Origin of the sequence: Psychroflexus sp. ALD_RP9, assembly GCF_017311165.1 — a bacterium.
In the GTDB taxonomy this organism is placed as follows: domain Bacteria; phylum Bacteroidota; class Bacteroidia; order Flavobacteriales; family Flavobacteriaceae; genus Psychroflexus.
The window spans coordinates 2,514,062-2,537,693 of record NZ_CP062973.1 but is presented as its reverse complement, the minus strand read 5'-3'; the positions used below and the strand labels follow the sequence as shown (position 1 = coordinate 2,537,693).

Genomic DNA, 23,632 nt, shown 5'->3' with positions numbered 1-23,632 from the left:
TAACCGCTTCAATTTGAAGCGGTTTTTTTATGTTTAAACTATGATAAATCAAATTCAATTAATTAGAAACGCAAGCTTAAAAATTACCTATAATAATTCGGTATTTTTGATAGATCCGATGTTTTCAAAAACTTGTACTTTTGAATCATTTGCATCAATATCAAAAAATCCGATAGTCGATTTACCTTGTTCTATTCCTTCAATTTTAAACGATATTGAAGCAGTTTTTTTAACGCATAAACATATCGATCATTTTGATGATCAAGCTGCGACAGTAATTGATAAATCGCTGCCGTTTTTTGTACAGAATGTTGATTTTAATTTCATAAAAAATAAAGGCTTTAATAATGTAATTCCTTTTGAAGTCAATTTTAGCTGGAATCAAATTAATTTTAAAACTTTAAAAGCATTTCATGGTCGTGACGAGTTGCTTAAAGAAATGGGTTCTGTAACTGGTTTATTTTTTAAATCGGGTAATTTGCCTTCGATTTATATTGTGGGTGATAGCATTTATAATGATCATATAAAACAAAACATTGAAGATTTAAAACCAGATTATATCATCATAAATTCTGGCGGAGCGGAATTTCCTGAAAAATACGACCAAAACATTATTATGAACGCAGCTGAAGTTAAGCAACTTATTCAAGATTTGAACTTTCCTACCCATATAATTGCTATACATATGGATGCGATTGATCACTGTAAAACAACACGTATATTACTCAAAAATGAGTTAAAAAGCATACCAGAATCAGTTAAATTAATTGTTCCTGAAGATGGAGAAATGATTGAAATTTAATTAATATTAGATTGAAATTGGTTAGCTTCCCGATTAAGTTCAGCTATAAAAGAGTTAAAATGACTTTCAAACAATTGAATGTTTTTTTGCATGATGTAAACCGATTTTGATAAATCAACCTCATGTTTCAGTCGATTGTTCATCTGTTTTAAAATGAGTGTAATTCCTTCAATAGTTCTGTAATTATATAACCAATCGTGTTTAATCATAATGGGTAAAAATTGTTTTACATTATCAGGTAAAATTTCATAATTATCATGAAGTATATTGTAGCAACTCTGTACAAAATCTACTAGTTTAATCCTAGAGTAATTAGACCAATTTTTCGCTAAAATATGGTCTAATAACACATCTATAGCAACTCCGCTATAGTGATGTAAATCATCATACATCAATTGTTTTAACTCAATAATTAGCGAGTGCGCATCTGTAAAACTATCTATAAACCTGTGAAGTAAAATGCCATTTTGTATCCCTTTTGGGTATTTTAAATATTGATTACCTTTAATGCTATCAGCCATAAAGTTACCAATTAATATCTGTTGGTTATCACCTGATAAATAAAGATGTGCTAAATAATTCATGTTGACAATTTAAATTTTTTAAACGACTTTTAGCTTAAGTTAGGATTAAAATTACAGGACTTGTATATTTACCCAAAATCTAACCATTATGACACTTATTAAATCGATTTCAGGAATTAGAGGTACTATCGGAGGCTCACAAAACGATAATTTAACACCTATTGACACTGTTAATTTTGCTGCAGCTTATGGCACTTGGCTTAAAAACCAACGTTCAAAATCACAATACAAGGTAGTTATTGGCAGAGATGCTCGTATTTCAGGCGAAATGATTCAAGGCCTCGTGATGCAAACCTTGGTTGGTATGGGAATTTCAATTGTTGATTTAGGTCTTTCTACAACACCAACTGTAGAAATGGCAGTTAAGCTTGAACAAGCCGATGGCGGAATTATACTAACTGCTAGTCATAATCCGAAGCAATGGAATGCATTAAAGTTGCTTAATAAAAATGGTGAGTTCTTAAATGCTGATGAAGGAAAAGAAATCATTGAATCTGTTAAGTCTGGTAATTTTAACTTCGCTGAAGTTGATGATTTAGGTCAAATCTATCGCAACTCTGCCTACATAGACTTACATATTGAAGAAGTACTTCAACTTGAGTTAGTAGACCAAGACGCCGTAAAAAAAGCAAACTTCAAAGTTGTTGTTGATGCTGTAAATTCAACTGGTGGTATTTCAATTCCACCTTTGTTAAGACAACTTGGCGTCGAAGTGGTTGAATTATATTGTGAACCAACAGGTCATTTTCCTCACAATCCAGAACCATTAGAAAAACACTTAACCGATTTGTCTAAGGCAATAGTAAAGCATAATGCAGATTTTGGTTTAACGGTAGACCCTGATGTTGATCGGTTAGCATTTATGGATGAAAATGGTAAAATGTTTGGCGAAGAGTACACACTTGTAAGCGTTGCAGATTATGTTTTAACTCATAAAAAAGGGGCGACGGTAAGTAATTTGTCATCATCTCGTGCACTAAGAGATGTAACAGAAGCTCATGGTTGTAAACATTTTGCAAGCGCTGTTGGTGAAGTGAATGTGGTAGCTAAAATGAAAGCAGTTAATGCTGTTATAGGTGGTGAAGGTAATGGTGGCATTATAGACCCTGAGTTGCATTACGGTAGAGATAGTTTGGTGGGTGTTGCTTTATTTTTATCGCATTTAGCGCATAAAAAAATGAAAGTTTCAGAATTAAAAGCTAGTTACCCACAATATTTTATGGCTAAAGAAAAAGTAGAGTTGACAGCAGACTTAAACGTCGATGATATTTTAAATGACTTAGCTGAAAATTACAGCGATCATGAGCTATCAACTATTGATGGTGTTAAAATAGATTTTTCTGAAAATTGGGTTCATCTCAGAAAGTCGAATACAGAACCTATTATTAGAATTTATACTGAAGCTAAGACCCAAAATGAAGCAAATGAGTTGGCACAAAGATTTATAAAAGAGTTGAAGACAATAGCAAACAATTAAGCCTTAACTAAAGCTATTGTTTCCTGTGTTTCCAGCGTTTGTGTGTCCATAAATAGTAGGCAGGCTCTTCGTAGATTTGTTGTTCAACAAGTTCTAAAAACTGATCAGTAATTTGATAATCAGGAACAGTTTTGGGTTGTTTAGTGATGAGTTGAAAACTACAGCTATAATGTCCTCGACATAATTTTGATATTTTACAAAATACAACCGCATGATCAAGTTTTTTTGCTAACATTTCTGCGCCAGTGTAAACTGGTACTTCAATACCCATGAATTTTTGCCAATGAAAGGCTTTATCTTTTTTGGGTGATTGATCAGAAATAAAACCACTCAGGCTTAATTCACCTTTATCATTTACTTTGTTTAAGGTGTTAATTGTTTCTTTTGTTGTGATTAATTGGGTGTTGTATTTGGCTCTGATGCTTTTTACCAAACGATCAAAATATTTGTTTTTAAGGCGTTTGTAAACACCATAACCTTTATGATTAATTATAGTTTGTAAAATAAAAATCCATTCCCAATTTCCATAATGAGCTAACATTAAAATGGCACTTTTATTGTTTTTTTCAAGCTCGTTAAAAAGCGATGTATCTTCGATTATAAAGCGCTTGTGTAGCTCTTTTTCAGTAATTGAAATAGATTTAATAGACTCAAAAATAACATCACATAAATGTTTATAGAATTTTTTAGCAATAAGCTCATGCTCAGATTTTGATTTGTCTGGAAACGCAAGCTCAAGGTTTTTAATAACAACCTTTTTTCGGTAAGCAAAAATATTGTAAACTAAAGCATAGACTATGTCTGATAATATGTAAATTAATCTAAATGGAAGTTTTGAAATAAGCCATAAAAAAGGATATAATAAAACGTAAATGAGTAATTGCATTAAGCTAAATTTTGGGCAAAGATAAGTATATTTGACTATAAAATTTAAGTATGCTTAATTTAGATATTTCTGCACTTGCCATTATTATTGGAACAGTTTTAATTTCAATTAAAGGCTTTAATGACTATGGTTTTTTTGAACGTTATAAGTTTGAAATTGCAAGTATAAAATCGGGTGATTATGTACGTATGATTAGTTCAGCTTTTTTGCATATAGATTATACGCATTTATTTGTGAATATGCTTACTTTATATTTTTTTGCTGATTCTGTTATCTATTTTGTAGGTCGATTTGGTTTTATTCTAATATATATCGTAAGTTTAATTTTGGGCAATATACTTTCATATATATTTCATAAAAATGAAAATTACTATACCGCGGTAGGTGCTAGTGGTGCTGTAATTGGCGTGCTGTATGCATCAATTTTGTTTAGACCAGATATGATGTTGGGCTTATTTTTTTTCATTCCAATGCCGGCATATGTGTTTGGCATAGGTTACCTATTATACTCAATTTGGGGAATGCGTGCTAAACGCGATAATATTGGTCATGATGCTCATTTCGGTGGAGCTATGGGCGGATTTATACTAGGAATTATTTTAAATCCTAAGGTTTTAAGTACTAACTTATACATGGTGGTATTATTGGCTATTCCTATTATAATTTTATTTGTTCTAAAATATTTGAAGAAAGTGTAAGTTTTTAATAATGCTTCTTATCTAACCAAAAAAAACCGCTAAGATCAATTTAGCGGTTTTTAATATAAAGTTTAAATTGAGTTTTTAAATTTTGTTATTCTTCTTCATTTAAGAGTTCATCAACTTTATTTCTTAAAGCTTGTCCTCTTAAGTTTTTAGCTATAATTCGACCATCTTCATCAAGTAAAAAAGCAGCTGGTATAGAACTTATTCCATATAATCTAGCAATTGGCTCTTCCCAGTATTGTAGGTTTGAGACATGATTCCAAGTTAAATTATCATCTTTAATTGCTTTCAACCAACGGTCTTTTTGGTTAGGCTTGTCTAGCGAAACACCTAATACTTTAAAACCTTGATCTTTATAATCTTGATAGACAGAAACAATGTTTGGGTTTTCAATACGGCAAGGCTTGCACCAAGAAGCCCAGAAATCTACTAGCGTTACTTTACCAAGTGCTTCATCAAGGCTTAAAATATCACCATTTGGTGTTGGGCCTTCAAATTTAGGAGCCACTGAGCCAATATCTGTCGCATTAACTGCAGCTATTTTTTTATTTAATGTTTTACCAAATTCAGTATTTCTAAGTTCTGGATCAATTGACTCAAATTTTGATTTTACCTCTGAAGTTGGCAAAGATTTCTGATTAAATAAATCGCTTATAATTAATAAACTTACAATAGAGTTAGGATTTTTATCTACTAAATTACTTCTATACTCAATATTTTCAGTTTTTCGGTTATCAATTTCAACTCTTATCGAATCGAATTTTGCTCGATTTTTATTGTTTCTCGCCTGAATAATAGTTTTGTTTAATTGAGAGAACTCTTTTCCAAATTCAATTTGAGCTTTTAAGTAATCCTGCATTAATTGGTTACTTTCACCAGCTTTAACTTCAGATTCACGTAAATTACTTTCGGCTAAATTGATGTTTATAGGTTGATTTTCATTAATAAATACAAGGTTTTGACCTCTCACACCATCAACCATCATTATATAAACATCTTCAGGATTTGCCTCAGGTAATGAGCCACTAAATTGCTTATTTTCTACAATTAAAGTATCTACAGGCTCAATGTTTTGAAGGTTGCCCAATTTAGAAAGATAAATTTCAGTATTATTATCTAAAAAATCGGCTTGGCCTTTAATGTCAACACCAGATTTTTGTTGGCAACTGATAATTAAGAATGAAAAAGCGGCTAAATAAAATAGTTTATGCATTGTATATTTTTTTTACAAATTTACAGTTCTAAATGTAATACCCTAACATTTTAAGGCGATGTTAATTGATATTTAAAAAGAATCTACTCACATTAATTTAATTAATTTTGCTTTATGAAACAAAATTACGATTATCCTTTTACCATATCAGTTAGTTTTGAAAAAGTGGTTGCTCTTTACGAAGAGCGATTAAAAACAGAGCAAAATTCTATTTCTAAAGCCTACATAAAGTCCATTTTAGAATATGCAGAAAACAACCCCAAATTAACTGAAGGCCTAACAACAGAAGCTGAAATCGAGAATCATAAAGATTCGATTAAAATTATGTTAGACGATATTTTTCCTAACATGTTATCTTCAAATGAAATCAAAGCAGCATCAATTCCTTTTAAAACATTCATTTTTAATCAATCTGAGCGTTTTGCTGAAATATTAGAAGATGCTGGCCCTGACTTTAAATTTGAGCCAAGAGATTTTAATCATGAATACGATTATTTATATGCTTGTGTAATTATTTTAAATAATTATTATGGTTATAAAATTGACTTTTTTAGGCCAATTTACTACGATATTCCCAATAAAAATGGCGTTGTTAAAACTTACCGCTTATTTATAAATGCCGATTTTGTTGAAATTGAACCCACGGAACTTGCAATAGATTTATCAGATGAAATTGTTGATTTGCTGATTTCAAAGCCTGATGATATTGAACTTTGGAAAACCTTTTTTCCTAAAAATAGTTGGAAGTTTAAAGGCTTCACTTTACTCAACTTAACCGACATTACAGTTGATGAGCAAATATCTAAGCTTAAGTCAATTTTGATTAATAAAAACTTAGGTACCGATAAACTTATCCCAGAACAATTAACTAGCGTTTTCAGGAATATCTTTAAGATACAAGATTTAGAGTTCGGTTTTACTCTATATAATCATGACCAAAAAGCATTTGAAATTTTAAAGAGTAAAGACATACACAGTTATATTTTGGGTGATATTGTGACCAGTGATTGTAACAGCTCTGTGTGCCAAGGCACCCTAAAAACCCTTGTTAACGACAACGAATATTTTTGTATTTCAGATGTTGAGACTTATGCTAAAAACACAAATAACAATCAGCTTTCAAAAAACTTATTAAAACATCAATTTCATTCATGTATTTTAGCGCCAGTTGCTAAAAATGGCCACTTAATAGGTGTTTTAGAAATTGTTGCTAAGCAGAAAAATCAGCTAAATCAAATCAATGCCATAAAGCTTAATGATGTTTTACCTTATATTTATGCGGCTGCAGAGCGTAATCAGATTGAAGCGCAAAACCGTATGAAAGCCGTTATTCAAAGTAAATATACATCAATTCATAAAAGTGTAGAATGGCGATTTGAAGAAGAAGCCAGTAAGTTTATTGACGCTGAAAATAAAAATAAGGCTCATCACTTCAAGCCAATCGTGTTTGAAGATATTTATCCATTATATGGTCAAATAGATATTGTAGCTTCTTCTGAAGAGCGTAATAAAGCAATTGTGTTAGACCTTAGCGAACAGTTAAAGGTTCTTCGAAATATTTTTAATAAGGCCATAAAACTAAAACCCTTATCAATTTACGAACACTCAATTTTTAGAATAAAACAGTTTTTATCGCTATTAGAAGTTAATTTTACAGCAGATTTAGAGCAGAACATAAAGCGCTTAATACAAAGAGAATTAAATCCAGTTTTAAGTCATATTTCAGATGAATTACCTCAATTAAAATCAAATCTTGACGACTATCAATCAGCTTTAAAACAAGATCAAATTTTAAATTATAGTCATCGAGATGCTTATGATGATATCGTTCAAAAAACAAATGAAAAACTAGCAGACCAACTCGACCAGCTTCAAGAAGAAGCTCAAGTTATTTATCCTCATTATTTCGAGCGCTACAAAACCGATGGTGTTGAGCATAACTTATACATTGGGCAAAGCATTACGAAGCACAAAAAATTTAATTTAGTTTTACTTCAAAATTTACGCTTATGGCAACTTGAGGCATTATGTAAGCTCGAAAATACCTTTTATGATTTGCAACAGTATGCTGAAATAAAGCTTAATGCTGCTTCATTAATTTTAGCTTTTAATTCTACCTTATCGATTAGATATCGAATGGATGAAAAGAAATTTGATGTTGATGGCACCTATAATGCACGCTATGAAGTGATAAAAAAACGTATTGATAAGGCTTTAATAAAAGATACCCAAGAGCGTATAACACAAAAAGGTAAAATTGCTATTATTTATACTGATGACGTCATTAAACATGAGTATAAAAAATACATCGGTTATTTACAAAATAAGCAAATATTAGGAGACAAAGTCGAAGAATTTGAGTTGGAAAAAGTGCAAGGTGTATCAGGTTTAAAAGCCATTCGGGTAGATGTCATGTATAAATTTAATCAAGAAAAACGTATTACTTATAAAGATTTAATTGAAATATTACATCATTGAAAATGCTATAATAAAACTAATCACTGAAGCAATAATACCAATTAAAAAAACAATATAAGTTATTCTTAGCAATCGATACTTGCGTTCTAACACAACACCTAGATAATACAAATCTTTGGTAAGGGCTTCATATACATAATCTTTATCATCAATTATTTCATTAATACCCCAATGATAATCTTCAAACTTCATTTTATGAAAATTACCAAAAAATAAAATATTTACCTTCCGATTTTTAACATCTTCTCGAGAAAATTTACCTGAGGTTACATTAGGTTTAGTAGACATAATCGATAAAATAATCGAGGCAACACTAAATACAACTAAAACTAAAGTCGGAATCATTAAATGTTGATTAGAAGGATTATCTAATTTCGGAATGATATTAGATAAGGCTAAAGATATAATAATAGCGTTAACTGATAGTAAAATATTAGCTTTTGTATCGGCAATATCACTTAATTTAATGTGATTTCTTAATGTTACCCGAAACAAGGTTTGAATGCTACGTTCAGGATTTTCATTTTTGTATTTGGCTTTATACTTAGCCTTGAGTTTTTCTTTTTTTAGCTTCTTTTCAGTCTTATTTTGCTTCTTAATCAAGCTCATTAAGTTGTCTTCTTTCTTTTGAGCCCAATTTGAAATCGCATATGTGGTATAAAATTGATGTTTTTTCGATAAAACTTCAATATTAATTTGTCGCCATTCATCAACATTGTGGTCACATTTACCTAAAAGCTGAAGTTCTTGCCGAAGTAATTCAGAATATTGGTTAAAATCTTCAGAAGCAAAATGAGCACAGTCAGCATCTTTAATCACTTTTTCACTGAAAGATTGTGGTACAGCTTCAATTTTAGTCGCCTTGATACAAGCAGAAACTTCATTAATTAAACTCGGGTTAGCATTAATTTGCTTTAAAAAGTTAGTTGCAATCTTAATACTTTCATCTTCGTGATGATCTTTAGAAACCGTGTAACCCAGGTCATGCAACCAGGCTGTTATTAAAACAACTTCTTTGGTGTTATGATCAACTTGCTCAGAATGCTCTAAAATTTCTTTAGCATGTTCAACCACGCGTTTGGTGTGGTTAATGTTATGATACATAAAATCTGAAGATAATTCTTTAGATAATAATTCACTTGCAAATAGTTCTGCTTGTTTTATGAGGCTCATGATGGCATTTTGTTGTTATAAAAGTATAAAATTTAAGCGATTTACTGCAAAACTTTCTACTTTAGTAACTTAATTTTAGTACATGAAAAAAGTTTACTTCTTAATTTGTTTATTTTGTTTAAGCTGTGCCAATTATAATGTTAAAATCGCTGAAAAATCTACTTCAAATCTGTTTAAACCGAAGTCTCAGTTATCGAGTAGAATTTACCTTATTGGTGATACAGGTTATTCACCGGCTGGAAATACATCAGATGGACTTTTAGCTTTAAATGAACTTATTAAAAAAGAATCTACCATAAACGATTATTTAGTTGTTTTAGGTGATAATGTTTATCCTAGCGGAATGCCGCCTGAAACAAGTCAAGATAGAGTAGAAGCAGAGGCTCGACTTGAAGCACAGCTCAAGGTTTACGCTAATTTTAAAGGATCTGTGATTATGATTCCTGGCAATCACGATTGGAGAAACAAGCTAAAAGGCGTAAAAGAGCAACAAAATCTAGTTGAAGTCTTCTCTGATAAGAAAATCTCTTGGTTACCAAAGGCTGGTTGCGGGATATCTGGTCAAGATTTAAGTGATAAGGTTTATTTAATTACTCTTGACTCACAGTGGTTTTTAGAAGATTGGGATCAACATCCTAAAATCAACAAATCTTGCGAAGAAATAAAAACGCGCAAGCAGTTTATAGAAGAGTTTGATACCGAAATTAAAAAAAATCAAAACAAAACCGTTATTGTAAGCTTGCATCATCCATTATATTCTAATGGGATTCATGGTGGTCAATTTGAATTTACAAAGCATCTTTATCCATCTTCTAAAAAAATACCTTTGCCGGGTTTAGCTTCACTAGCTAATTTAATAAGAGCAACTGGCGGTGTTTCTAAACAAGATATCCAAAACCAACAATACCAAAGCTTGGTAAAACAACTTGAAGCTCGAGCTAATAAATGGGGAAATGTTATTTTTACTTCTGGACACGAACACAGTTTACAGTATATAGAAAATGGTCGCTTAAAACAAATTGTAAGTGGTTCTGGCTCTAAATTTTCATATGTAAAATTAGGTCTAAATTCAAAATTTGCTTATCCTGGTCAAGGTTTTGCCGTTTTAGATATTTATAAAGATCAATCCTCTCAGGTCAAGTTTTATCAAGCAAAAGACTCAAATCCGCATTTAATTTACAGTACTCAAATTCACAAACCTCATTACTTAAACACCTCTGTTAATTTTACAGATAATAATAGCAAATATGTTACAGCAACAATTTATGATGACATCAATTTTAAAAACAATGCAACAACAAAAGCCGTTTGGGGCGAACATTATCGTAAAATGTATACCACGCCAATTCAGCTTAAATCAGTAAAATTAGACACTTTGTATGGTGGTTTATCACCAATGCGGCTTGGTGGTGGTAATCAAACCAATTCATTACGACTTAATGATAGTTTAGGGCGTGAATATAATATTCGAGAACTTAAAAAAGATGCCGTTAGATTATTACAAACCAATGTTTACCAAGACGAATATTTACAAGATGAGTTTAACAATACAGTAATTGAAAGTCTTTTAGATGATTTTATGACGGCTTCACATCCATTTGGTTTTTTAGCTATTCCCGAAATGGCCGAAGCTGTTGGCGTTTACCACACCAATCCAGAGTTGTTTTATATACCAAAACAAAAAGCGCTTGGAAAATACAATCAATCTCATGGCAATTCTATTTATATGATAGAAGAACGCCCAGAAGAACACTGGATCAATCAAAATATTTTTGGTAATCCTAATCATGATATTGTAAGCACCGCCGATATGTATGAGCGTTTAAAACGCGACGAAAAATATCAATTAGACGAGCAGCACTATATCAAGTCACGCGTTTTTGATATTTTGATAGGTGATTTTGACCGCCATGGCGATCAGTGGCGTTGGGCTGAATTTGAAAACATCAACGGAGATGATCAACACATATTCAGGGCTATTCCACGTGATCGTGACCAAGTTTTTTCAAATTTTGATGGCGGCTTTTTAAATTTACTGAGAGCAGTTTCAAGTTTCCCGAAAATTTATCAAGAATATGGAAGTGATATTGAACATATTAATTGGTACAGCTACAACACACACAGTCAAGACAGAAATTTAATGCGTTTTAGTGGAAAAGATGATTGGCTAAAAGCAGCTAAAGAAATTCAACTTCAACTCAGTGATAGCATCATCAATCGTGCTTTTTCACATTTACCAGATGAAGTTAAAGATGAAAACTTCAATAAACTTATTTCAGTTGTAAAGCAACGTAAAGAAAATTTAGACCAACTCATCGCTGAATATTACGATGTTATTGCCAAGTACATGGTTTTATTTTCAACCAATAAAGATGATTTTATAGATGTTCATTTCAACCCCAATAATACAGTTAACATCAAAATGTATCGCAATAAAGGCGGAGAACGTGAAAATTTAATAGCAGACAACACTTATTCAGATAAGTTAACAAAAGAAGTTTGGGTTTATGGTTTAAGTGATGATGATATTTTTACGGTAACTGGTCTAAACAAGTCTAAGCTAAAAATACGTTTAATCGGTGGCTATGGGAATGATGTGTATCATGCACAGCAGCAACCTCAAATTGTAATTCACGATTTTAAATCACTTGAGAACACAATTAAAGCAAAAAAAGTAAAAACCCATTTAACCGATGATTATGAAGAAAATACATTTTTACGCAAACGTACTGTAAGAAGTACATCTTTAGTTTTGCCAAGGTTTGGCTTTAATCCAGACGATGGTTTCTTGATTGGTGGTGCAGTGAGTTTGGGGCATAAAGGTTTTATAGGTAAAGATTTTACAAGAAAACATCATCTTAATTTCGGTTATTATTTTGATACTTCTAGCTATAATGTTTCCTACGAGTTTGAACACGCAGATATTATAGGAGATTATAGCGCCTTTGCTCGCATAAGCTATACAGACCCAAGCTATGCTCGAAACTTCTATGGCTTCGGAAATAACACACCAAATTTCGATGACCAATTGGGTCGAGATTACAACCGAGTTCGGATCAGAGATTTATCTTTTGATGTTGGCTTTAGAAAAGACACCAAATACGGTAGTTTATTTGAATATGGTTTAGCGTATGATGCGATTGAAGTTAATAGAACTGAAAATCGTTTTATAGATGAAGTAGGCGATGAGCTTTCTGAAAATAACCCAGCTTTTTTTGAAAATAAAAATTATTTATCACTTCAAGCCAATTATGAATATGAAAGTTTTGATGATAAATTAAACCCATCTAAAGGAATGCGATTTAACTTAAAAGCAGCGTTTACCAATAGTTTACACAATACAACACGCAATTTTGCAAGCTTAAACCCATCGGTTGTATTTTTTAATCCATTATCAATTAATAAAAAATGGGTTCTTAAAACACAAGTGCAATCACAAATTAGATTTGGCGACGAATATGAATTTTTTCAAGCGGCACAATTAGGAACCAATACTGGATTAAGAGGTTTTCGTCGAGATCGCTTTACGGGGAAAAATGCTTTGGCCTCAAGTATTGATTTACGTTATGGGTTTAATCAATTTAGCACTAAAATTGTGCCCTTACAAATAGGTGTTTTTGGAGGCTTTGATCTTGGTCGCGTGTGGTTAGATGATGTTACTTCAAACCAATGGCATAATTCTTATGGCGGTGGTTTTTGGCTTAATATGGCTAATTTATTAACCGGTCAGGTTAATGTGTTTCACAGTAATGATGGCTTTTTATTTACCTTTGGTTTTACAACCGATTTTTAAAGCTAATCACCCAATAAATTTTTAATCACGCGAAGTTGATGCGAATATTGCCGTGCATCGGTATTAAAAATGCCTGTATGGTCTAGCCGATCTATCCGAACCTGACCATGTGCATGGATAATGTAATTGTCGCCTAAAATTATACCAACATGAATAATATGGCCTTCTTGATTGTCGAAAAAAGCCAAATCTCCTGGTTGAGATTCTTCAATAAAAGATAAGGTTTCACCTTGTTGAGCTTGTTGAGATGCATCTCTATACAATTGGTGTTGATTAATTTTATAGACCATTTGCGTAAATCCGCTACAATCAATCCCAAAAGGAGATTTTCCACCCCATAAATAAGGTGCATTAAGATACATTAATGCTGTTTCTGTAATTTTATTTCTATTGCTTTTAGAATTTGTGATAGTTTGGCCATCAAATTGATGTTTTAAGTATTTAGACACAGCTACATTAGAGCCTAAACAAATACTTAAAGCTTGTCGAGATGGTAGAGTGATAACATCCACCAAATCAGCTGTATGAAGTTGTTGTGTTGAAAACTGATGATAAATATCTTCTGAAATTAATTCAGCTTGTTTTTTATCTATCCAACCTTCATATAAATCAAATGCAATACGAATTTTATACCATTTTTTGCGTTCATCTATAATTTTGAAACAATCACCATAAAGCAATTGGGTTACAAGTTCAGAAGCGTCAGAAGGCTCAAGTCTTACGGGAACAAGACTTAGGTGGCAAAGTCCGTATTGCATTGATTAAAGTTTAAATTATCGTTTAAGCACCATTGCTGATGCACCACCACCACCATTACAAATGGCTGCAGCACCAACTTTAGCATCGTTTTGTTGTAAAACGTTAAGTAGAGTAATTAAAATTCTAACACCTGAACAGCCTAATGGGTGACCTAATGAAACAGCACCGCCGTTAACATTTACATTTTTATTGCTAAGTCCTAAAATTTTCATGTTAGCTAAACCAACAACCGAAAAGGCTTCATTAAACTCAAAATAATCAACATCTTTAATTGATACATTAGCTTTGTCAAGCGCAAGCGGTAAAGCCTTTGCTGGAGCAGTCGTAAACCATTTTGGTTCTTGTGCAGCATCTGCATAAGCGGCTACAGTAGCTAAAATTTCAAGACCAAGTTCTTCAGCTTTTTCACGACTCATTAATACCATAGCACCTGCGCCATCGTTTATTGTAGAGGAGTTGGCTGCTGTTGCTGTTCCATCTTTAGAAAAGGCAGGTCTAAGTTTAGGTATTTTATCAAGCTTAATATTTTCAAACTCTTCATCTCTACTAACAAGGATTGGTTCACCACGACGTTGAGGAACTTCAACTGGAACCACTTCATTATCAAATTTACCTTCTTCCCAAGCTTTGGCGCTACGCTTGTAAGATTCTATAGCAAATTCGTCTTGGTCTTCTCGGCTAAAGTTATGTTCAGTTGCACATAAATCGGCACAAGTTCCCATGGCTTCTTGATTGTAGGCATCAACTAAACCGTCCTTTTGCATTCCATCAACCATTTGTGTAGGGCCAAATTTTTGCCCTTTTCTTAGGTGTAAGTAATGTGGTATTTGGCTCATGCTTTCCATTCCGCCAGCAACAATAATTTCAGCATCTCCTAATGCAATACTTTGAGCTGCTTGCATAACAGTTTTCATGCCACTTGCGCAAACTTTATTAACAGTTGTACATGGTACAGAATCTGGAATTCCAGCACCTAATGCGGCTTGTCGAGCTGGTGCCTGACCATTATTAGCTTGTACTACATTACCCATCAAAACTTCTTGAACAAGTTCTGGTTTTAAATTGATTTTATCTAAAGCACCTTTAATAGCTATGGCGCCAAGTTTTGTAGCTGGAATACTTGATAAACTTCCTAGAAAACTACCTATTGGCGTTCTAGCTGCACTTACAATAACAACTTCTTTACTCATGTTCTATTTTTTTTGATTGGCGCTAAAATAATGATTTTTAAAAGAACAAACGAATTATAAACTAGTTCACTGTTTTTTTTTCTAATTTTGATTTATGAATAAAATCTTAGATTTTTTATATAAAAAGCAGTCATTAATTTACAAGATATTCTTGTTTTTGTTGAGTGTTTTTTTAATAGTCTATTTTTTTCCGACACAAGGAAAATTTAAATATGAAATTGTAAAAAACAAACCTTGGCAGTATGAAAATCTATATGCGCCATTTGATTTTCCAATATTAAAATCAGACGAAGAATTAGAGGTTGAAAAAATTGAAGTGCAGTCTTCGCATATTCCTTATTATAATTATAACCAAGCTACCGCATCTAAAATTCTTCAAAATTGGGAGTCTAAATTAAATCCTGAAATAGACTCTTTAATCCCAAATAAAATTGGTCATCATCTAATTCAACATCTATTAGATAGTATTTATAGTAGAGGTTTAATTAGCGAGACTAAACAGCTTAATAACAAAGATTTAATTTATTTAAAAAGAGGTAATAAGGTTCAAGAAATTACATACAAGGATTTAATTAATCAAGCGGCTTTAGATCGTTTTTTAAATTCAGCTTTAGATACGCTTAACCAAACAACTCAAACAAGTATAAAATCTTTTTTTTATGATTTACTTGAACCTAATGTAACTTATGATCGAGACTTTAATGAGAAGTTGATTAATTCTGAAATTGCTAATATTTCGCCCACACGCGGTAGTGTATCTAAAGGTAGTAAAATAATTGCTAAAGGAGAACTCATTGAAGGAGAAAAACTGCGTATTCTAGAATCGCTTAAATCAGAATATCAGTCTGAAGATTTAGATTCTAGTAGTTATGTTATGATTTTATCTGGCTACGCTCTTTTAGTGGCTTTAGCCTTGCTGATGCTGCTCTTATTTTTATACCAATACAGGCAAGATATTTACGAAAATAATAATAAACTTACCTTTATTTTTTTCAATATCTTGTTCATGGTTTTCTTAACCTTAGTCGTTATGAAAATTGGTTACAAATATGTGTATATCGTTCCGCTCTGTATTTTGCCTTTAACCTTAAAAGCTTTTTTTGATGCCCGTTTAGGTTTATTTTCTCACGTTATAACGGTTCTAATTTTGGGTTTTGTTGTTCCTAATAGCTTCGAGTACATGTTTTTACAAATAAGTGCCGGAATAGTTACTATTTTAACGGTTTCTGAACTCTATAAACGTGCCAATCTGTTTATTTCTGTAGCCCAAATTACTGGGGTTTATATGTTTTCATATCTAGCTTTTAGTATGATTCAAGAGGCTGATTTTCAATCGATAGATTATAATAATTTTATCTATTTTATACTCAGTGGTGTTGGCTTGCTATTTGTGCAGCCACTAATTTATACCTATGAAAAAATCTTCGGATTAGTATCAGATTTATCATTGTTAGAATTAACCGATACCAATTCAAAAATATTAAAAGAACTGGCCAATGTGGCTCCAGGAACATTTCATCATTCATTAAATGTGGCAAACCTTGCTGAAGCAGCTGCAAATGAGATTGGTGCTAATGCTTTGTTAGTGCGTGTTGGTGCTTTGTATCATGATATTGGTAAAATGAAAAATCCAATTTATTTTACCGAAAATCAATCTACTAATATCACGCCGCATGATGAGCTCTCACCTCAAGAAAGCGCTCAAATTATCATCGGTCATAGACTTGAAGGCATAGAATTTGCTAAAAAAAATAATTTACCAGACCGTATTATCGATTTTATAAGAACACATCACGGTACCACAACAGTTTATTACTTTTACCAAAAAGCCCAAGAAGATGCACCAGAAGGTGTAACTATTAATCCTGAAGATTTTACCTATCCAGGGCCAAAACCTTACAGTAAAGAAACCGCTATTTTAATGATGTGTGATAGTGTAGAAGCGGCTAGTAAAAGTTTAAAATCACCCAATACAAACCTGATAGACGAGTTTGTAGAAAAGATCATTAATAAACAGATAGATGACAATCAATTTGAAAACGCAAACATTACGTTTAAAGATATTCAACTCATTAAAAAAATTCTTAAAGCAAAGTTGAATAACATCTATCATCTACGTATAGAATATCCAGATTAAATTATGAAAGACATTACAATTGCTATAGATGGTCATTCATCTACAGGAAAATCTACCGTTGCTAAACAACTAGCCAAGCAGCTAAATTATACTTATGTAGATACTGGCGCCATGTACAGAGCGGTTACTTATTTTGCCATGCAAAACAATTGTTTTAATGGTGCACAATTACAAACGGAAGCTTTATTAAAACAGCTTGATGAAATCAGCATTAGTTTTGATTTTAACCAAGAGACTCAAAAAAGCTATATATTATTGAATGGAAAAAATGTTGAAGATTCTATTCGTAGCATGTCTGTTTCAAACAAAGTAAGCACCGTTGCTAAGATACCGCAAGTGCGTTCAAAATTAGTTGAAATTCAACAAAAGATGGGAAAAAAAGGCAGAATTGTAATGGATGGCCGCGATATTGGAAGTGTTGTATTTCCTGATGCCGAACTAAAGCTTTTTATGACGGCTAGTGTTGAAGCTAGAGCACAGCGTAGGTTTAACGAGATTAAAAGCAAAAACCCACAAGTTACTTACCAAGATGTTTTAAATAATGTTATTGAGCGAGACCAAATCGACTCAACACGAAGTGTTTCACCATTAATTAAGACAGAAGATGCTATATTAATAGATAATACTAATCTCACCCCAGAAGCACAATTCACGCAAATACTTCAACTCGCACAGCAACGGATTAAAGCGCATTAATGATGTTTTTTCTAAAGTTTTGAAAATCAAAATATAAATCATACTTTTGCAAAACTTTTGGTCGCAAACAAAAACAACCTTAAGTTATTAAAAACAAATCATTTAACAACTTCTGTTAATTTGCTTTAAGTTTTTGGATTAGCAGGATACAAATTTTAAATCAGCATATGGCTGAAGCTAAAAACACCGAAAAGCAACAAGACGTTGCTCAAACAGAAGAAAAGCAAACATTGCAAGCTTCTGAACAACAACAAAATCCTCAACAATTTTTAGAAGATTTTAACTGGCACAAATACGAAGAAGGTATTGATGAAGTGGCAGATGAACAGTTAGACCAGTTTGAAAAACTAGTTGAAGAAAACTTTGTAGATACACTTCATAACGAAGTTGTTGAAGGTACTGTTATTAAAATCACAGAGCAGGATGCTATTATCGATATTAACGCCAAAAGTGAAGGTGTAATCTCGTTAAATGAATTTAGATACAATCCTGACCTAAAAGAAGGCGACAAGGTAGATGTTTTAATAGATATTCGTGAAGACGAAGAAGGTCAATTAATATTATCTCACCGTAAAGCACGTGTAATTAGAGCTTGGGAGCGCGTTAATAAAGCGCAACAAGATGGTACAGTAGTTAATGGTTCTGTAAAATGCAGAACTAAAGGTGGTATGATTGTAGATGTTTTTGGCATCGAAGCTTTCTTACCAGGTTCTCAAATTGATGTTAAGCCAATTAGAGATTACGACGCTTACGTAGGTAAAAACATGGAGTTTAAAGTGGTTAAAATTAATCACGAATTTAAAAACGTTGTTGTTTCTCATAAAGCACTTATAGAAGCTGATATTGAAGAGCAGAAGAAAGAAATCATCGGTCAATTAGAAAAAGGACAAGTTTTAGAAGGTGTTGTTAAAAACATTACATCTTACGGCGTGTTTGTTGACCTTGGTGGTGTTGATGGATTAATTCATATCACAGACCTTTCTTGGTCAAGAATTAATCATCCAAACGAAGTTGTCGAGTTAGACCAAACTTTAAATGTTGTAATCTTAGACTTCGACGAAGACAAAACAAGAATTCAACTTGGTTTAAAACAATTAAGCAAACATCCTTGGGAAGCTTTAGATGAAAACTTAAAAGTTGGTGACAATGTTAAAGGTAAAGTAACTGTTATTGCAGATTACGGTGCATTTATCGAAGTAGAAGAAGGCGTTGAAGGTTTAATTCACGTTTCTGAAATGTCATGGAGTACTCACTTACGTTCAGCACAAGATTTTGTTAACGTTGGCGATGAAGTTGAAGCTAAAATTTTAACCCTAGATCGCGAAGAACGCAAAATGTCTCTTGGTATTAAGCAATTAACACCAGACCCATGGACAGATATTACTTCTAAATACCCAGTAGGTTCTAAGCATACAGGTGAGGTTAGAAACTTTACTAACTTTGGTGTGTTTGTTGAATTAGAAGAAGGTATTGATGGCTTAATTTATATCTCAGACTTATCTTGGACTAAGAAAATTAAGCATCCATCTGAATTCTGTAAAGTAGGCGATAAGTTAGATGTTGTTGTACTTGAATTAGATGTAGAAGGACGCAAATTAAGTTTAGGTCACAAGCAAACAGAAGTAAACCCTTGGGACAAATATGCTGAGGAGTTTGCAGTTGGAACTAAGCATACGGCTGAAATTACCGATATCGTAGATAAAGGTGCAACCGTTAAATTTAATACTGATGTAACGGCTTTTGTACCATCACGTCACTTAATTAAAGAAGACGAGTCTAAATTATCTAAAGGTGAAACAGCTGAATTTATTGTAATTGAATTCAACAAAGAATTTAAGCGTGTTGTTGCTTCACATACAGCTATTCACAAAGAAGAAGAGCAAAAGATTGTAAAACAAGCACAGAAAAAATCTAAAGAAGAAGATAATAAAACAACTTTAGGTGATGCAAATGCAGAATTACAAGCTTTAAAAGATAAAATGGAAGGGAAGTAATTTTTTCTATTATTAACTTAAAAAAAGCCTCTCTATTCGAGAGGCTTTTTTATTTTTAACAAAAATTTTCAGATGAACTATAAGTCTTATTCAATAATTGCCTTTTTCTGTACTTTAAATCTGCTTGCACAGTCTAAAGCAGTTACAGAAACAGGAGAAACGGTCTTGCTTTACAATGACGGCACATGGGTTTATGAAGACCAAAGTGCGAATGATGTTAAAGAAATTGTTTTAAACCCTGAAGTTTTTACTAAAGATGAGGCTTCAAGTTTTTTAGTTAAGAGTAAAAAAGCTGATATTGGAGTTTACCTTAACCCTAAGCAATGGAGTTTTAAAAAAGCAGAAGCTAATACAGAAGCTGAGTATGAATTTCAACATAAACAGGAAGATATTTTTGGGATGCTCATCTCAGAAAAACTTGAAATTCCGCTTGAAACCATGAAGGTAATTGCTTTAGAAAATGGCCAAGAGGTAGCTCCAGACTTGAAGATTGTTAAGCAGGAATATAGAAATGTAAATGGAATAAAAGTCTTATTGCTTCAAATGGACGGCACTATGCAAGGCATAAAGTTTTCATATTACGGTTATTATTATTCAAATGAAACGGGTACAGTCCAACTAATTACCTACACGGCTCAAAATTTAATGGCGTCTTACAGACCATTTTCTGAAACTTTGTTAAATGGTTTAGTAAAGCTTGAATAGTTAACAAAGATGTTTTAGTCTAACTTAAATCGATTCAAAAAAAATTAGACTAATCGAAATCAGCTATACTGATTTGTTAGTTAATAAAGGTTTTATATTGTAATTTTTAAACGCTATTTGTCAGGTACTTCAATAGCATTTAACATGACAACAATGTTTAGTCTGATAAATCTTGGGTTAGTTGAAGTTTTCCTTGATAACTTCCGCTAATATTTCCGAAATCAGTCGTCATAAACGAGAATGTTAATGTGTAACTATTATTGAGGCGTTCAACTGTTATGCTTCCAGAATTGATTTGGTCTTCATCAATATCATTTAAGCTTATTATACAGTTGTTTTCCATAACAATATTTGTAGAAATATTGGTCTCGTTTAAAGAAGCTTCATTTGTAGATAATTCATAGTTATAAGTGCCTTCTGCTAATTCAGTTTGAGAATTTGAAGTGATATTAAAAATGACGCCTTGCGTTAAATTATTGGAGAAATCACATCCTGCACCATACCATTCGTTATTCAATATTGTTCCATTGAGAAGGTAAATGGCATGTCGGCTATTATTTGTAGCATCAAATGAAGATAATATAAAACCGTTTGAAATAGAATAATTTGTGCCATTAATTGAAAATTCAGAGTCTGTTTGAAATATTTCGTTTTGTCTGTCATCATCTGAAGAGCACGATAGCATTGTAATTAAAGTAAGCAAGCCAATAATTATATTTAGTTTTTTCATAGTGTAAACTTGTAGTTATAAATCTTTGTAAAGATGTTTATAAACTTTGGATATAATGGGTGAGGCGCAGGATTTTTTTATTATTACTATATATAACAATAACAATCAATTCAGTTAAAGAAAAAACCGTATTTAAATTACTAATTAGAAGTAACTTAAACCCGGTTTCATGAAAAAATAAGTCAATTTTTTATTTACATATCATACCAATCTAACAATTCTACTTCTATAGATGCATCATTACTTGTTACGATAGACTTAAATTCTTCAACATCTTCATAATAAGCTTTGCCGTCTTTTACACCTCTATAGTGGTAGGGAATTACCTTTTTGGGCTTAAATTCTAACACCGCATCAGCTGCTTGGTTTAAGTCCATCGTGTAGGGTAAATTCATACAAATAAAAGCCATATCTATATTTTCTAGGGCTCTCATTTCTTTAATGTCTTCAGTATCGCCACTAATGTAAATTTTGTTGTCATGATAATTAATCACATAAGCATTTCCTCGACCTTTTGGGTGCTTGTCTAATCTACCCTCGGTGATATTATACATAGGTAGCGCTTTTAAATTAAAAGCAGTTTGAAGTTGTTCTGATTGCCTATTATTAAGCACTAAGGTTTTAGATTTTAAATTTTCAGAAAGCTGGTCATAAACGGCTTGTGGCGCAATTATGCTAAATTCTCCTGGCATGGCTTCTAAAGTTTCTGTACTAAAATGATCACCATGAATATCGGTCACTAAAATATAATGAGGCTGGCCGTATGGTTTAAAGTCTTCAGCCGAAACAGGATCTATAAACAGCTTTAAACTGTCTAACTGCAATACAAAGCTAGCATGCGATATAGGTTTTACGTCAATATTGACTTCACTTTTGTTTTGAACAGCTAACTTGCTTGTGTTTTGTTCTTTAGGTTTCGTTTCTTCTTCTGTGTTGTTAGTTTGGTTTGTGTTGTTACAACTTGATAAGCTAATGACAACTAATAAAGCAGCGAAAATAGATTTCATAATTTTTTTTGATTTAAATCTATGATAAATAATAGTTAGGATAATAAACTCGTTTATTTTTTAAAAAAAGATTATGATTAAGGAGAAATAAAACGTTGTTTTTGTACCGAATAATCCTTGAAGAAAGTCACTTAATAAGTAGTTTTATGCTTTTATTTGAGACATAAAGCTAAATTCAAAAATGTACTACCATATTTTAGGAAACTTTTAATTAAATAACATTTTAATTACTAAGTTAAAGTAATGTTAAAATATTTCATTCGCTTATCTGTAAGCCCAATAAATACAAAGCTTTTCATAATGTTAATAACTTTGTTAATAACCTTTTTAAGGAATATTTAAAAGCAATCGATTTTTAGCCCATCTTTGTAATAAGCTTTCAGTAGACTAGTGACTGTAAGCGATTTACAATTATTAACGCCTTGCTAGCGGGCAATTAAATCCATAAATTATGGTGACAATTAAAAGGGTTCAGAAAGTGAACCCACAGGAGCCAGACGGCCCAAGAAAGTTTCATGCAAGAGCACTGCAAAGTGGTGTTGCTAATTTAGACGAGTTAGCTTTGCTCAGCGCTAAACAATCGAGTTTAAGCAAAGCCGACTGTTATGGTGTAATTATCGCTTTACTCGATGCCATTGTGTATCGGTTAAATGAAGGCGATAAAATTGAACTCGGCCATTTAGGCGATTTCAGAATTTCGGTGAGTAGCGATGGTGTGGCTACCGAAGAGGAGTTTAGTGTAGCGCAAATAAAAAAGGCGCGAATACTATTCACGCCTGGAGATGATCTTAAAGGTTTATTAAATAACTTAAAGTACGAGCAAGTAAGTTAAGTAGACCTTTATCACGATCGAAAGCCCTGTTTAAGTTGCCGCTTAAACGGGGTTTTTTTATGGTTTTTGCTAAAGTTGAACCGTTTCAAAATAAAAATGAACCGTAACAAATGCTTAAGCGAACCGTTTCAATTATCTAAGTGAACCGTTTCAAAAATAAATTGAACCCTTTCATTTAGATTTTATCAAATTTAAAGCGCTTCAAAACACCTTAACCAATTGTATTTAGCAAAATAAGTCTAAGACCTTAATCAATTACTTCAACAAATGTAGCATTAATACAAGCTAAATAAAACTAATTGTCTCTAAAAAGTTATCAACATTTTATTCATTATTAAGCTAATCAAAGCCTTATAACAGAAATTCTTTAGAGGTTTAAAGCATTTCAGCCTTGTTATTTAGTGTTGTTTTGTATGAGAGTTGTTCTTATTAAATTTCAGCTCATCTTTAAATGTATTGAAAAAAAAATTTG

Annotated in this window: 18 protein-coding genes; 10 read left to right on the top strand and 8 right to left on the bottom strand. The window is 32.2% G+C overall.

Annotation, left to right across the window (positions count from 1 at the left end; genetic code table 11):
• Positions 1–40 precede the first annotated feature (40 nt).
• Positions 41–802 (top strand): MBL fold metallo-hydrolase, encoded by a 762-nt coding sequence (locus tag IMZ30_RS11895; RefSeq protein ID WP_207038509.1) that lies wholly within the window; start codon positions 41–43, stop codon positions 800–802.
• Here the strand turns inward: IMZ30_RS11895 and IMZ30_RS11890 are convergent.
• The gene (locus tag IMZ30_RS11890; RefSeq protein ID WP_207038508.1) at positions 799–1,386 is read right to left on the bottom strand and encodes an ACP phosphodiesterase; all 588 of its coding nucleotides are present in this window, start codon (positions 1,384–1,386) and stop codon (positions 799–801) included. The two genes, IMZ30_RS11895 and IMZ30_RS11890, sit on opposite strands and share 4 nt — an antisense overlap.
• An 88-nt stretch (positions 1,387–1,474) precedes the next feature.
• Between IMZ30_RS11890 and glmM the strand changes: the two genes are divergently transcribed.
• Positions 1,475–2,863 (top strand): phosphoglucosamine mutase, encoded by a 1,389-nt coding sequence (gene glmM / locus IMZ30_RS11885; protein WP_207038507.1) that lies wholly within the window; start codon positions 1,475–1,477, stop codon positions 2,861–2,863.
• Positions 2,864–2,876: 13 nt separating this feature from the next.
• Here the strand turns inward: glmM and IMZ30_RS11880 are convergent, their stop codons facing one another.
• Complete coding sequence (locus IMZ30_RS11880) at positions 2,877–3,749, bottom strand: lysophospholipid acyltransferase family protein (RefSeq protein ID WP_207038506.1); 873 nt, start codon at positions 3,747–3,749, stop codon at positions 2,877–2,879.
• 50 nt (positions 3,750–3,799) lie between these two features.
• Between IMZ30_RS11880 and IMZ30_RS11875 the strand changes: the two genes are divergently transcribed.
• Positions 3,800–4,447 carry a rhomboid family intramembrane serine protease gene (locus IMZ30_RS11875; protein WP_207038505.1) on the top strand — a complete coding sequence of 216 codons (648 nt, stop codon included), beginning with the start codon at positions 3,800–3,802 and terminating at the stop codon, positions 4,445–4,447.
• A gap of 94 nt (positions 4,448–4,541) precedes the next feature.
• Here IMZ30_RS11875 and IMZ30_RS11870 read toward each other — a convergent pair whose 3' ends face one another.
• Complete coding sequence (locus tag IMZ30_RS11870; protein ID WP_207038504.1) at positions 4,542–5,666, bottom strand: TlpA disulfide reductase family protein; 1,125 nt, start codon at positions 5,664–5,666, stop codon at positions 4,542–4,544.
• A 114-nt stretch (positions 5,667–5,780) separates the two neighbouring features.
• Between IMZ30_RS11870 and IMZ30_RS11865 the strand changes: the two genes are divergently transcribed.
• On the top strand, positions 5,781–8,144 hold the full coding sequence (locus tag IMZ30_RS11865) for a GAF domain-containing protein (RefSeq protein ID WP_207038503.1): 2,364 nt from the start codon (positions 5,781–5,783) through the stop codon (positions 8,142–8,144).
• Here IMZ30_RS11865 and IMZ30_RS11860 read toward each other — a convergent pair.
• Positions 8,133–9,317 carry a Pycsar system effector family protein gene (locus tag IMZ30_RS11860; protein ID WP_207038502.1) on the bottom strand — a complete coding sequence of 395 codons (1,185 nt, stop codon included), beginning with the start codon at positions 9,315–9,317 and terminating at the stop codon, positions 8,133–8,135. The genes IMZ30_RS11865 and IMZ30_RS11860 overlap by 12 nt on opposite strands.
• A gap of 82 nt (positions 9,318–9,399) precedes the next feature.
• Between IMZ30_RS11860 and IMZ30_RS11855 the strand changes: the two genes are divergently transcribed.
• Complete coding sequence (locus IMZ30_RS11855) at positions 9,400–13,110, top strand: metallophosphoesterase (RefSeq protein ID WP_207038501.1); 3,711 nt, start codon at positions 9,400–9,402, stop codon at positions 13,108–13,110.
• A gap of 2 nt (positions 13,111–13,112) precedes the next feature.
• Here the strand turns inward: IMZ30_RS11855 and IMZ30_RS11850 are convergent, their stop codons facing one another.
• Both IMZ30_RS11850 and IMZ30_RS11845 read right to left on the bottom strand, forming a co-directional pair.
• A complete protein-coding gene (locus tag IMZ30_RS11850) occupies positions 13,113–13,868 on the bottom strand; it encodes a C40 family peptidase (protein WP_207038500.1) in 756 nt (251 codons plus the stop codon).
• 15 nt (positions 13,869–13,883) lie between these two features.
• Positions 13,884–15,059 carry an acetyl-CoA C-acyltransferase gene (locus IMZ30_RS11845; protein WP_207038499.1) on the bottom strand — a complete coding sequence of 392 codons (1,176 nt, stop codon included), beginning with the start codon at positions 15,057–15,059 and terminating at the stop codon, positions 13,884–13,886.
• Between the two features lie 94 nt (positions 15,060–15,153).
• Here IMZ30_RS11845 and IMZ30_RS11840 point away from each other — a divergent pair, with 94 nt between their 5' ends.
• The 4 genes from IMZ30_RS11840 (at position 15,154) to IMZ30_RS11825 (ending at position 20,591) form a co-directional block, all read left to right on the top strand.
• Positions 15,154–17,196 (top strand): HD family phosphohydrolase, encoded by a 2,043-nt coding sequence (locus IMZ30_RS11840; RefSeq protein ID WP_207038498.1) that lies wholly within the window; start codon positions 15,154–15,156, stop codon positions 17,194–17,196.
• 3 nt (positions 17,197–17,199) lie between these two features.
• Complete coding sequence (gene cmk, locus IMZ30_RS11835; protein WP_207038497.1) at positions 17,200–17,892, top strand: (d)CMP kinase; 693 nt, start codon at positions 17,200–17,202, stop codon at positions 17,890–17,892.
• 167 nt (positions 17,893–18,059) lie between these two features.
• Positions 18,060–19,886: a 30S ribosomal protein S1 gene (gene rpsA, locus IMZ30_RS11830; RefSeq protein WP_207038496.1), complete on the top strand. Its 1,827-nt coding sequence runs from the start codon at positions 18,060–18,062 to the stop codon at positions 19,884–19,886.
• Between the two features lie 72 nt (positions 19,887–19,958).
• Entirely contained in the window at positions 19,959–20,591 is a 633-nt protein-coding gene (locus tag IMZ30_RS11825) for a hypothetical protein (protein ID WP_207038495.1), read from the top strand.
• A gap of 157 nt (positions 20,592–20,748) precedes the next feature.
• Here IMZ30_RS11825 and IMZ30_RS11820 read toward each other — a convergent pair whose 3' ends face one another.
• Both IMZ30_RS11820 and IMZ30_RS11815 read right to left on the bottom strand, forming a co-directional pair.
• Positions 20,749–21,321, bottom strand: a complete 573-nt coding sequence (locus IMZ30_RS11820; protein WP_207038494.1) for a hypothetical protein — start codon at positions 21,319–21,321, stop codon at positions 20,749–20,751.
• A gap of 194 nt (positions 21,322–21,515) precedes the next feature.
• A complete protein-coding gene (locus tag IMZ30_RS11815; protein WP_207038493.1) occupies positions 21,516–22,328 on the bottom strand; it encodes an MBL fold metallo-hydrolase in 813 nt (270 codons plus the stop codon).
• A 451-nt stretch (positions 22,329–22,779) separates the two neighbouring features.
• On the opposite strand from IMZ30_RS11815, the gene IMZ30_RS11810 reads away from it, so the two are divergent.
• Complete coding sequence (locus tag IMZ30_RS11810; RefSeq protein ID WP_207038492.1) at positions 22,780–23,160, top strand: HU family DNA-binding protein; 381 nt, start codon at positions 22,780–22,782, stop codon at positions 23,158–23,160.
• Positions 23,161–23,632 lie beyond the last annotated feature (472 nt).